Source organism: Candidatus Neomarinimicrobiota bacterium, assembly GCA_017656425.1.
Taxonomy (GTDB): domain Bacteria; phylum Fidelibacterota; class UBA2242; order UBA2242; family B5-G15; genus JACDNV01.
This window is the reverse complement of sequence record JACDNV010000007.1, coordinates 55,218-68,504: the sequence shown is the minus strand read 5'-3', so window position 1 is coordinate 68,504 and position 13,287 is coordinate 55,218. Positions and strand designations below refer to the sequence as shown.

Here is a 13,287-nt window from a genome sequence, read left to right as displayed (position 1 = left end):
CAGAGTCAGTTATCTAATCGATAGTTAGTCTTTTCACAAACTTTAAAGATTCTTTCCTTTTCCTATCAAAATTCTCAGACTCCTCGTCAAGACTATTTACTCTGACCATACCAGATGCATGAATATACTCGAGATTACCGATATATAAAGCAACATGATTGATTTCACCTGATTGATTACCAAAAAAGAGTAAATCGCCAGGCTTCAAATTAGAGAATCCTCCTGAGGTATCTACTGGTTCTCCTAACTTCGATTGCATATCAGCATCTCTTGGCAAAAGCATACCAAGATTGCGAAAAATGAATTGTATTAATCCGCTACAATCAACGAATTTAGTGGAAGTCCCACCCCATAGATATGGACGTCCAAGCATCCTCCTAGCAAGACGAACTACTCGACTTGAGGAAGGTGTCAAAGACTTATATTTATTATAACTGATCAATTGGTATCGTGGAATAAAACCTCTTCTCCTGTCAGGCAACTCAATAAATATCCAATCCTCCTTTTTGCCTATAAACTTGACTATACCTCCCATCACAATATCAGAAATAGGATTCGAGGAATAATCAGCAGATTCATATATCCTACCTTCAAGGTCATAAAAAACATAAAGTTTGTTGCGAAACCATCTATCAATAAATTTTTTGTCTCCTCTTACAATACAATCTTTTAATATCCATCCAATATAATTATCATCTCCCTTTACTAAATAGAAATCCCCGGATTCCTTTAATATTAATACTCTGTGCCCAAGAATAATCTGAGTCTTAAGCTCTGCCGGATGTTTAGGATCACTAACAATAGATGCTACCGACACATTAACAAGTCCATAATAGTTTTTACCGATTGAACTGTCAGGCAAAACATTTACTTTATTGACAATTTGAAGATTAGGATACTTCTTGCCTATCGTTTTCACGAGAGTATCCAATATACCTTTGTGATCAGTTTCACCTGTTAACATTAAACTATTCGATATGAATTTTAAATCAATACACCAGATAGCAATACGACTATCGAGATTGTATTTCTTTTCATATTCTTTAATTAATTCATTTATTTCATTAACCATCTGTGGAACATTTGCGCATTTGGTAAAAATTAAAACCGATAAAATAATTAAGAGAAAGCTTAAAACATGTTTAACCTTACTCATTTTTAAAACCAAGAACGGTAGCATATTCCCCCGAATTCTTAAGAACTTCAATTGCTTTCTGAACTACCTTATCATCCTGCAAAGTAGCTGCTACTCTTCCAGATAATCCACCAATCAGCATGCCAAGCTCTGCTTTTAGACTCAATCTTATTTGCTCCTCACTCTTTTCCCACTCTTCCTTCTCGAGCTCTTCAAACCTCTTATATAGCTGGCTAAAATCTACAGAGACACCAAGATTTTTATTCTCTTTTAGCTTTTTCTCCAATTTTCTCATTTCCTTCTCTTCATCAAAGGTATAATCAAATCCCCTTTCTTTTACATATTTTCTAAATTCAATCAATATATTATCATCCAGTTGTAAATCTTGTAAATCTACAGGTATCTGATTCAGTTTAGACTTATAATGTAGAGCAAATTCATAGAATAGATTTTCTCTCCACAATCCCTGTACTATAGGAAGTGTCCTTTCATTCGACACCTCTATATCAGGATGAATCCCCCCATGGCTTGGGAGCTTTCTTCCATGTCTTGAATAAAAAACAGTATCAGACTCTTCAGAAAAATCAACAATAGTCGGATCTTTTATGAAATTTGGCTTTTGGATCAGTCTACCACTTGGAGTATAATATTTTGCAGTCGTAATCTTCAATATATGTTTTCTATCAATTGAAACTACCGATTGCACCAATCCTTTCCCAAAAGAACTATTACCAAGTATTACTCCTCTGTCTAAATCCTGAACAACACCAGCAACAATCTCACTTGCAGAAGCACTACCCCTATCTATTAATACTGCTAACTTAACATTATTATCGATCAAAGGTTCTCTCTTTGATACATAATATCCATTAGACTCTGGATTTCTACCTCGGGTAATCAATAGAGTGTCACCAGGATTTGTAAATATTTCAGCAACCCTTATTGCCTCTTTCAGCAATCCGCCTGGATTTCCTCTCAAATCCAGAACAAGTCCTTTTATTTTTTCTAATCCAGCGTTCTTAATAATGTCTTCTCTTATCTGCCTTGCTGCACCACTGGAAAAATCAATTAATTTTATGTAATAGATACCATCATCGATGTATCCAGAATAGCTAATATTCTCAATTTTAATCTTTTCTCTTCTTAAAACATATTCCATCTTATCAAAAACGCCCGGTCTTCTTATTAAAAGTTTTACCTGCGTGCCAACTTTTCCTCTGATTTTCCTTGCTGCTTCACTGAGACCTAAACCAACAGCATTTATAGTATCTATCATTAAAATCTGATCACCTGGTTGTATTCCTGCTCTAAAAGAGGGGCTACCTACTATTGGTGATATTACAGTAATCGTATCGTTGTAAACGCTTATTCTCATCCCAACTCCACCATATTCACCCTCTGTCATCAGCTTAATCGATTCCTGTTGTTCCTTGTTCAAAAGCTCAGTGTAGGGATCAAGCTGTTCAAGAGTTAGCTCAAGGCTTTTCTCAACAAATTTTTCTGGTTTTACTGGCTCTACATACTTGCTAAATATATTTTTAAATACCTCGTTGTACAAATTGATAGAATCCTGTGTCTCCCTATATATATCCCTATTACTGAAGGCAAATACTATAGCAATAACAATCAATGCTATCAATAATATTCTAAATGAAAAATTATTTTGCTTATCCATCATAAACCTCTTTTTTTTATAGTATTTATTAATTTCTTTTCTATCGAAGCGAACACCTCTTCTGCAGGTCTATTACCATCTATAACCACAACCCTATGCTTATTTTTTTGAGCAAGCTGTAAAAATCCTTCTCTAACTTTTTCGTGAAAGTCCCTATCCTCAATTTCCAATCTATCTAGCATCTTTCGCTTTAACCTTTTATATCTTTCTTCAATTGATACATCAATAAGAAACGTAATATCAGGCTCAATATTACAACTGGCAAATTTGTTCAATTCTTCAATAAATTCCAAATTCAATCCTCTGCCATACCCCTGATAAGCTGTCGTAGAATCATAAAAACGATCACAAATAACAATGTAACCCTCTATTAGAGACGGAATAATTTTTTCTTTTGTTAACTGATATCTACTTGCAGAATAAAGGAGTAGCTCAGTTACAGGAAACAATTCGCTATTATTTCTATCAAGTAAAATGTCCCTTATCTTTTCTCCAATGTATGTACCACCAGGCTCACGAAATAATCTATATTTTTTAGATAGCTCATTAAGCCTGTTAACTAAAAAATTCACTTGAGTAGTTTTGCCCGATCCGTCAATACCCTCAAACGTGATAAATAACCCTGGATACTTCATTCTATTACTCCGATAACTAAACTATCGGTTCTGCTTTTTTCTTCACTATATAGCTAAGGTAAATGAAAGGGGTATCAATGGCTGCTATAATTAATTTTAAAATGTATGTGGACAAAATTATTTGCAATACAATCTTAAATGGATAAGTACCTAAAAAAGCAACTACATTGAATGTTATAGAATCGATTAATTGACTTACCCATGTGGAGCCATTATTCCTGAGCCATAGAAATCTGCCCGATGTTTTTTCTTTTATAAAATGAAACAACCATATATCATTCAACTGACTTACCATATATGCTATCAGTGATGCAAAAATTATTCTTGGTGCAAAGGAAAATATCCTTATCAGTGAAGAATGTGCTAAGTCATATTCATTAGGTGTAAACAATAATATCAGCTGACTTGTCCCAAGATAAAAGAGGGCTGCAAAAAAGCCAATATATACTGCCTTTCTACCTTCTCTTTTAGAATAATGCTCACATAATAAATCCGTAGACAAAAATATTGATCCATAAGTTATATTTCCCCCAGTTGCCGCTATTCCGAAAATGTTAAATTGCTTAGTCACAAATATATTCGCTAGAATTATGTTTATCGCTATAAAAGAATATAGCCATACCTTTCCAAGACGGAAAGCCAATAAAGAGGAAGAAAGCACAAAAATTGTCATAATCAAAAATACAAGCTCATTCGACATATTATCCATCCTTTTTTATTCACACATACAGCTACTGTACTATACAAAATCAATTATTTTTTACAATCAACTTCAGGATTGATATAGTATTTTTATCGGGTCTCTTAATTTTCCCGTTATTATCAATGAAAACATGCACTGTATGTCCACTACCAATTAAATCTTTATCTCTGACAACTTCATAGTTTATTCTAATTTTTACGATAGAAAATTCCGCTACAAAACATTCAACGGTCAATAAATCATCGTAGTAGGCTGACCGTTTATAGTTACAATATGCTTCAACTACCGGCAAATAATATCCTTTCTCTTCCAACTCCTTATAAGTTAATCCAATTTCCCTAAGAAGTTCCGTCCTGGCTTCTTCAAATATTTCAAAATATCTTGAATAATACATTACTCCCATTTTATCAATATCTTTATATCTTACTCTATAGTTATAAATGAATCTATTCATCCCATGAACCCATTCTACTGTATTTTTCTATTCTATCACTAATAAGCTTATCAACTGGAATTTTTATAAGTTCTCTCAAATGTTTCAATATTGCTTTTTTGACATTTTGAGCTGACAGGTCATAATCCCTGTGTGCTCCCCCGATTGGTTCGGGTATAATTTCATCGACTATTCCAAGTTCGTTAAGATCCTGAGCTGTTACTTTCATAGCTTCGGCTGCTATAGGCGATTTTGAAGCATCTCTAAATAGAATCGATGCACACCCCTCAGGTGATATAACAGAATACCATGTGTTCTCCATAACCAATATCCTATCTCCTACTCCAATGCCCAATGCTCCACCACTTGCTCCTTCGCCAATAACCACGATTACAATTGGAACTCTCAACCTTGACATCTCAAAAAGATTCTTCGCTATAGCTTCTGCTTGTCCCCGCTCCTCTGCTCCTATACCAGGATATGCTCCGGGTGTATCAATAAATGAAACCACAGGTTTATTAAATTTTTCTGCAAGTTTCATTGCCCGAAGGGCTTTTCTATAACCCTCTGGATGTGGCATTCCAAAATTTCTAAAAAGATTTTCCTTTGTGCTTCTACCCTTTTGATGTCCAATAATAACAACTTTATAGGTATCTATAATTCCAAATCCTGTAACAATCGCCTTATCGTCAGAAAAGTATCTGTCTCCATGTACCTCTATAAAATCAGAACATATCCTCGAAATATAATCCAGTGTATATGGCCTATTTGGATGACGGGCAAGCTGAACTCTCTGCCATCTATTAAGATTTGCATAAGTTTTTCTAATAAGTTTTTGCAGTTTATCTTCCAGTCTCCTTATTTCAACTGATAGATCGAGACCATTCGCTTCAGCAAGATTTTTCATATCTTGAATTCTTTTTTCTAATTCTAATATTGGTCTTTCAAAATCCAAAATAATATCAGACATATTCCCTCAGACTTTTAATAAAGCTTTTATAATAATCTCAATATCTAAAAATAGCGAGTGATTTAACATATAATAATATTCATAATTATTCAAACTTTTGCTATTATAAAAATTTTTCTGTAACTGAGCCAGCCCAGTTAATCCCGGCTTACATCTCAGATAAACATTATTATTATCAGCTATTAATAATTCATTACCAACAACACTCATATCACCTTTTAATATAGAGAAAAATAGAGGCAGTCTTTCCAGCTTTGTGGCTTTATTACTGTTTTTGCTACCAATAATATAGCCAGTAAAATAATGCCCATCCATCCCGATAAACTTTTTCTTCGAAAGCCTCTTTCCTGATAGGTAGAAAAATGGTAACATTAAACTAACAATAATACTCATTGGAAGAGATATAATTATATCAAACAATCTTTTTGAAATCTTATTTATCGGTCTATAAATGTTGTAATCTACATCAATTAGAGGGATATCCTCAATTTTCTCTACGCTTGACTTACCAATAATATAATCAAGTTTTCTGGGGGCTATCCTCGCGTTTATTTTAACATCTTTAATAGAATCAATTATATCAAGTATTTCATTATTATTAAATTTATCGAGAGTAAAAATCAATTCCGTAGCTTTATATATTTTTATTATTTCCTTTAAATCATTTATTGTACCAAGGAAAGGGAAATTACCTATTCTTTCAGGATAAAATTCCTTATCAACAAATCCAATAATCTCAAAACCAAGTTCCAAATGCTTATGCAATCTATCTGCTATTCTTCTTCCCTCCTCACCAGCACCTACAATTATAACACGACGGGAAAGCAACGCTTTAGATAAAACAGATTTAAGAGAAATCAATCTTCTTCGCTGTAATACTATTACAGCAAGTCTCCACCCTGGTAACAAAATACTAACCAGTATAAAACTCCAGATGAGAAACCTTGGCGAATATAAACTATTCTTAAGAATCAGGTTAATAAAGATAGAGATTAAAAAACTTGTAAACGAAGCAACAAAAGCACGTGAATATGATAATTCCTTTTTGTTGTATAACCCAATCACATACCCTGTCCCAAGCCATACCATTATGTAGATAACTATTAAGGAAAAAAGAACTCCATAAGGAGGTAATGGTCTTGTCTGGAATCTATGTGCTAGTAGAATACCTGCAATAATAAAAATTGAATCGATAAAAACTGTAAAATATTTCTTTATTATCTTGCTTATAAAAGAAATAATACCCCTTAATAATATCCCAAATCTTAAGATGACATCAGTAACCAGTGAATAACTCCTACTATAATATTTTCTAACAAATATATCCATTGCTTTATAAAATGTAATTATATTATCAAAATTGGCAAGCTTTGCACTTTCACCCTTGTAATGAATTACTTTTGTATATGGCACATAATAGATTTTCCATCCAGCTTCTTTAATTCTGTAGCAATAATCCAGATCCTCACCATACATAAAGAAGCTTTCATCGAAACCACCAACTTTGTCATATACCTCTCTTTTTATCATCATGAAAGAACCGCTAATAGCATCTACGGGATACACCTTATCAGGATCAAGGTAAGTCAAATTATACTTCCCGAATACATTACTTTTTGGGAAAAGACGGCTCAGTCCAACAAGCTTTGAAAAAGCAACAAATGGCGTAGGGAAACTACGTCTGCAGGAAAGCTGCAATGTCCCATCAGAATTTAATATTTTACATCCAGCTGCACCTGCGTCAGGATGCTCTCTAAAAAAGTTTAGCATTACCTTTATCGTATCTTCCTGGATTATAGTATCTGGATTAATGAATAATATATACTCACCTTTAGCCAGCTTTAATGCCTGATTACAGGCTTTACCAAAGCCGAGATTCTCTTTGTTTTTTATCAGTAATATATCTGGAAAATACTTCTCAATAATTATAGCAGTACCATCAATCGAATTATTATCAACTACAATTATTTCTGATTCAAGCCCTTCAATCGCCTTTTTAAGAGATAATATACACTGGTACAGAAATTCTTTAACATTATAACTAACTATTATTACGGAGATATCCATATTAATTTATTATTTTAACAGCCCCAAAATACTTAGTATTTTCAATTTCCAGACCATTAATGCCGCTTCGTATATGATATGTTTTGTCATCTTCGACTTGCCTTCTGTGCGCTCTTCAAATATAATAGGTATCTCTACCAGACTAAAGCCCTTTTTCCATGCCCTATACTTCATTTCTATTTGAAATGCGTAGCCAGTAGACTTTATTTTCTCAAAATTTATATTTTCCAGTACTACCCTTTTATAACAAACAAACCCAGCAGTGCAATCTTTAACGGGTAAGCCAGTTACAATTCTTGTATATTTATTTGCACCGTAGCTTAATATCAACCTTTTTATTGGCCAATGTACAACATTTACCCCGTCACAATATCTCGACCCAATTACTACATCATAACTTTTTTTACTTTTATTCAATAGCCTTGGTATATCGAAAGGATTATGAGATAGATCGGCGTCCATTTCTATAATATATTCATAGTCACGACTCAATGCCCATTTAAAACCTTCAACGTAAGCAGAACCCAATCCAAGCTTACCCTTCCTTCCAATTAAATGTATGCGAGAATTCTCTTTTGCCAAGTCACTTACAATTTTCCCCGTACCATCCGGGCTATTATCATCAACAACAAGAATATCAATATCAATACCGAGTGCATTGACCTTATCAATAACTACTTTTATGTTTTCCTTTTCATTATACGTAGGAATTATTACAAGAGACTTCAACCTTATAGTCCTCTTTTCATCGCTTCTAATGCTTCTCTGATTGAATAAATTCTTACTCCTAATTCACTCTTGATTTTTTCTACCGCTAATCCGCCCCTATATGGTCTTCTTGCCACTTGATTCAAGGCTTTGGTTGTAGTAGGTTTTACAAATTTAGGGTCGAGATCAAATACAGCAACAATTTCTAGAGCAAAAGAAAATCTATTTATATAATCCTTCCCACCATAATGATATAAACCCAAAGCTTTTTTCTCAAGAATAGCAGATATAGCCTCGGCAAGAGCATTTGCCCATGTAGGATTGCCATATTGATCATTAACAACATATATCACTTCTCTATTACTCACTTTTCTAATTACCCAGCTAACGAAGCTCGCCTGCTGATATTTACTATTACCAAAAAGAACATTCGTTCTTACAATAGTCCATGGAATGTTCGATACCTGCACAATCTTTTCACCTTCATATTTCGTTAAACCGTAATAGTTTATTGGTGAAGGAGGATCATTTTCAGAATAAGGACCATTTACACCATCAAATATATAATCAGTTGAAATATGTATCAAATGAGCTCCAATAGGTTCTATAGCCTTTACCAGATTTTCAACCCCTTTAACATTTACGTTCCAAGCTATTTCACGACTTTTTTCTGCTCCATCTACATCGGTATATGCGGCACAGTTTACAACTGCATCAGGTTTCAATTCCCTGATAAACTCAATAACACTCTTCTCTTCGGTAATGTCAAGCCTCGTATATGCTGCATCATCTGAATAAAGGCATTTTTCACCCAAATCAGTTGTAATTACAGAAAATTTGTCAGATAGTATATGAAAACATTTTTCACCTAACATTCCATTGGCGCCAGTTATCAGTATATTCATCCCCTTCCCTGAGCTAATCTTATAATTTAAAATCAGGTTTCGTTGTAAAAGTCCTTATCATCAAATCAGCCTGTCTTAAAATAAGGGTTACCTTTTCTCCCGGTGCAAAAACTAATAAATCTATAATAAATGTTCTATCAGTTTCTTCATCGTAAAAAGAGTAGGTTACAAACGGTCCTCCTTTTGCTTCTTTTTTATGATACCAGAGTCCATACATTTTTAATGCATTATATCCTGCAAATTCAGTCCAGTAAAAACCAAGGAATCTCTTATCAGTACCTATCCCACCATAAATTTCACCGATTTTATTCCTCCTTTCAAATAAACCTGGTTCTGTCAACCATTTAGGTTCAAAACCATTTGCCCAGCTAACCGATATCCATCGATAAGGGAAACCTCTTCCAAGCCAGACAAAATTCTTATCCTCATACTCATGCACTATCATATAATCATGCTGTATTCTCATTGTCCAATGATATTTACCCCATAAATAACGAGACAAATTTCTTTGTTCACCATATTTAAAGATATATTTATTTGATATATTTACAAAATTTTCATCAATCTTTCGATAAATCCACCCAACATTTGATGATATAGCTCTTCTTAATTTTTGAAAATCTTTACCGGCAATGAAAATAACCGCTTGATCTTTCACCCATAAATCTTTTATGAAAAAGATATTCAAACTATCTCGCTCTGCATCCTTAAATTGTTTAGGATTCAATAACTTCCTTGCAATTTCTTCGCCTACTTCATTATTCAAGTTAGCAACTATAACAACATGATGATATTCTTTAACAAAGGGAATATCCCTGAAAGTAAACCATTTTACATCATAGAAAGCTTGAAACTTTGGAGTTCTTATACCATACGTCCCTAAAGTATCAATTACTGTTTTTAATTCCTTCTTAGATTCATCATCCGCTAGGACATAAATCACGTCCAGAGGTCCTTTCGCATATTTTTGTCTATCACAGGAGTAAGAAAGAACAAGTACAATCATCCCAACAATAATCAGTATTTTACTTTTCATATCATTCAACCTTTTTTAATACATAAATTAAAGTTGATGCAAACCTCTTAGATTCAAAATAAGCCATTAATAATTCAGCTATTAAATTACCCAAAAGATAATATAAGTCAAACAATTTTGTATTCAATAATAGAAAGCTCTTAATATGATTATAAAAGGTATCAAAAAGCAATATGTGTGTATTGAAAATATCCATATTATATTTTTTAAATAAAAACTTAATTGTCCTGTAGGTAAAATGGTAAAGATGTCTAGGAGAATCAAGGGCAATCCAATGTTCTTTATATACGTTAAAACCATAGGATTCAATATTGGGAACTGCAATTATAAGGAAACCATTCTCATTTAATCTCTCTATTATATTTTTAATTGTCTCATTAAGCTCATGAATGTGTTCCAGGCTATGCCACATGGTAATTACATCAAATTTTTTAGAGACCTCTATTTCATTTATATTTTTATAAACATTTAATCCCTTCTTATTTGCAAATTCACAACTTTTATCATCCAATTCAACACCATATGTTTCCCAGCCTTTTTGTCTCATAGTCTCTAAAAACTCTCCAGTAGCAGTTCCATAGTCAAGAATCTTGCCACTTCTCTTATAACTACTAACAAGGTGATATTTGATTCGTAAATTAATATTTCTTATTGATTTATAAATAATAGAAGCTATATCAAAACTTTTCTCAATTGAAATGAAGGGGTCGTAATTTTCACTACTATAATATTGTGAAATTTCAGTAAATGGTACTCTCGGATTAAGAAAAATAAGACCGCACCTTCCACATTTTACAATCCTGAATATTTTTTCTTTATCCTTATCAAACCGATCAAATGTACTTAGGAAAAATATACTTTTTCCAGATTTGCATAAAGGGCAATTTATATTTTCCAATCTCAACATTTAATTAATGGGTAATTTCTAAATCTATTCTTCTATCCTCAATCGAAACTTCTTTAATTATCACCTCTACAATATCTCCCAACCTGTATTTTTTACCATATTTTTTACCAACAATAGCATGATTTTCACCGTCATAGACGTAGTAATCATCATATAATGTTCTTACATGAACAAAACCATCAACAAGAAAATCCGATATTTCTACAAAAAATCCATAATTGGCAATACCAGAAATAATACCTTTAAAACGATCCCCTATCTTATTCTTTAAAAACCTGGTTTGTTTAATTTTAATGTACTCTCTTTCTGCTTCTAAAGATTTCAACTCATTTTCGGATGATTTTTTTGCAATGTTTCTTAATCTACGGCGCAAAAGTCTTATCTCCTCTTTCCCTCTTTTCTCCTCATAATATTTCAACAGCCTATGAACCATTAAATCTGGATATCTTCGTATTGGCGAGGTAAAGTGCGTATAGTATTTAAACGCGAGACCAAAATGACCAATTGGCTTTGTAGAATATTTAGCTTTTGCCATAGATCGCAATGCAAGTATTTCTACTAGATTTTTAAATGGAAATTTTTCAACCTTTTCAAGAATTTCTTGCAAATCAGATGGATTAAATTGCTCAGGCTTTTTCATGGATAAACCCAACCTTGCAAGGATATCATATAAATTATTTATAGCTTCCTCAGACGGTTTTTCATGAACCCTATATATAAAAGGTAACTTCTCACTCTTTCTTGTAATAGAAATATGCTCTGCAACAGTCTTATTTGCTAACAACATAAACTCTTCTATAAGTCTGTGGCTATCAAGGCGTATACTCGGCCTAATATCTAGCGGTATACCTTCACGCCCCATCTCAAATACTGGTTCAGGAATATCAAAATCTATACTGCCTGTCATTCTCCTTTTATCATATAATAGCTTTGAAACATCCCTCATTAGTTTTAAAGTATCGGCAAAATCGCCCTTTCCTGTGTCTATGATCTCTTGAACTTCTTCATAAGTAAACCTTCTCTTTGATTCAATTACACTTTGATAAATATCATAATTGAGCAAATTCCCTTTACGATCTAGCTCCATATCAATCGTAATTGTAAGCCTTTCTTCTCCAGGTTTCAGACTACAAAGATCACCTGACAGCCTTTCCGGCAACATCGGTATAACCGTTTCAGCAAAATAGACACTTAAGCCCCTTTTCAATGCTTCTCTATCAAGAAGTGTCCCCGGCTTCACAAAGTGACTAACATCAGAAATATGTATTCCCAGCAAATAATTCCCCTTTTCATTTATTTCAATAGACACAGCATCATCGAAATCTCTTGCATTAATAGGGTCAATTGTAAAAATCTCCTTATCCCTTAGGTCTTTACGGTACTTTAACTCCTCTGTTATATTGGGATTCTCCAATTCATCGACCTCTTTTAATAGTGCCTTGGGAAATTCCCTAGGCAAATCGAACATCTTTATTACAACCTCGATGTCTTTGTATGGCGATTTAAAATCTCCAATTATCTTTACAACTTCTCCTGTGGTATAAGCGTTCGGATCATCCCATCTAAGATTTTTAACCTCAACAAGTTTCCCATCCTTCATCCCTGGTATTTTATTGGTAATCAATATTTCTGTTGGATGTTCAGGTTTTTCAGGTAAGAGATAAAATTTACCACCTCTCCTTTTTAAGGTTCCATAGAACGTTTTAGTCGCTCGTTCCAATATTTTTACAACTTTCCCCTCTGGTAATTTACCTTTTTGCTTTTTATAAACATGAACCAAAACCTTATCACCATCGAATGCGTTCAATATATCGTAACTACCTATAAAAATCTCATTTCCACTGTCAGTTTTGACAAAACCAAAGCCCTTGCTTTTCAGTGTAATAGTTCCTGTGACTGTTTTCTCATCCATATCTGGATATCTGAATGTATGCTTCCTGCCTCTTTCAATTCTTCCCTTTTCACTAAGTCTTTTTATAACCTTTTTAAAAATACTATAATCTACTCTGGAATCACCAATAGCTTTAAAAATACTTCTCTGTTTAATAAAGTTACCTCTATTATTTTTTAAGTATTTTATTATTTTCTCTTCTAAGGATTTCCTCTTCATCGC

At 33.3% G+C, this 13,287-nt stretch carries 12 protein-coding genes; all 12 read right to left on the bottom strand.

What is annotated here, in order from left to right:
- Positions 1-13: 13 nt before the first annotated feature.
- From H0Z29_06305 to rnr, 12 genes are read right to left on the bottom strand one after another with little or no spacing between them, the layout of a single operon-like run.
- Positions 14-1,156 carry a C40 family peptidase gene (locus tag H0Z29_06305; protein MBO8131115.1) on the bottom strand — a complete coding sequence of 381 codons (1,143 nt, stop codon included), beginning with the start codon at positions 1,154-1,156 and terminating at the stop codon, positions 14-16.
- Positions 1,149-2,810: a S41 family peptidase gene (locus tag H0Z29_06300; protein MBO8131114.1), complete on the bottom strand. Its 1,662-nt coding sequence runs from the start codon at positions 2,808-2,810 to the stop codon at positions 1,149-1,151. The genes H0Z29_06305 and H0Z29_06300 overlap by 8 nt, the downstream gene beginning before the upstream one ends.
- Positions 2,810-3,445, bottom strand: coding sequence for a dTMP kinase (locus tag H0Z29_06295; GenBank protein ID MBO8131113.1), 636 nt, complete (start codon positions 3,443-3,445; stop codon positions 2,810-2,812). Before H0Z29_06295 ends, H0Z29_06300 begins: the two co-directional genes overlap by 1 nt.
- A gap of 16 nt (positions 3,446-3,461) precedes the next feature.
- On the bottom strand, positions 3,462-4,145 hold the full coding sequence (locus H0Z29_06290; GenBank protein ID MBO8131112.1) for a queuosine precursor transporter: 684 nt from the start codon (positions 4,143-4,145) through the stop codon (positions 3,462-3,464).
- Between the two features lie 49 nt (positions 4,146-4,194).
- The gene (locus tag H0Z29_06285) at positions 4,195-4,602 is read right to left on the bottom strand and encodes an acyl-CoA thioesterase (protein ID MBO8131111.1); all 408 of its coding nucleotides are present in this window, start codon (positions 4,600-4,602) and stop codon (positions 4,195-4,197) included.
- Entirely contained in the window at positions 4,595-5,551 is a 957-nt protein-coding gene (locus H0Z29_06280; GenBank protein MBO8131110.1) for an acetyl-CoA carboxylase carboxyltransferase subunit alpha, read from the bottom strand. Before H0Z29_06280 ends, H0Z29_06285 begins: the two co-directional genes overlap by 8 nt.
- 6 nt (positions 5,552-5,557) lie before the next feature.
- Positions 5,558-7,618 (bottom strand): glycosyltransferase, encoded by a 2,061-nt coding sequence (locus tag H0Z29_06275; protein MBO8131109.1) that lies wholly within the window; start codon positions 7,616-7,618, stop codon positions 5,558-5,560.
- A 9-nt stretch (positions 7,619-7,627) separates the two neighbouring features.
- Positions 7,628-8,347: a polyprenol monophosphomannose synthase gene (locus H0Z29_06270; GenBank protein MBO8131108.1), complete on the bottom strand. Its 720-nt coding sequence runs from the start codon at positions 8,345-8,347 to the stop codon at positions 7,628-7,630.
- A gap of 2 nt (positions 8,348-8,349) precedes the next feature.
- On the bottom strand, positions 8,350-9,231 hold the full coding sequence (rfbD, locus tag H0Z29_06265) for a dTDP-4-dehydrorhamnose reductase (protein MBO8131107.1): 882 nt from the start codon (positions 9,229-9,231) through the stop codon (positions 8,350-8,352).
- A 19-nt stretch (positions 9,232-9,250) separates the two neighbouring features.
- Positions 9,251-10,267 (bottom strand): DUF4837 family protein, encoded by a 1,017-nt coding sequence (locus tag H0Z29_06260; protein ID MBO8131106.1) that lies wholly within the window; start codon positions 10,265-10,267, stop codon positions 9,251-9,253.
- A gap of 1 nt (position 10,268) precedes the next feature.
- Positions 10,269-11,174 (bottom strand): class I SAM-dependent methyltransferase, encoded by a 906-nt coding sequence (locus tag H0Z29_06255; GenBank protein MBO8131105.1) that lies wholly within the window; start codon positions 11,172-11,174, stop codon positions 10,269-10,271.
- Positions 11,175-11,178: 4 nt separating this feature from the next.
- Positions 11,179-13,284: a ribonuclease R gene (gene rnr, locus H0Z29_06250; GenBank protein MBO8131104.1), complete on the bottom strand. Its 2,106-nt coding sequence runs from the start codon at positions 13,282-13,284 to the stop codon at positions 11,179-11,181.
- Positions 13,285-13,287: the final 3 nt, after the last annotated feature.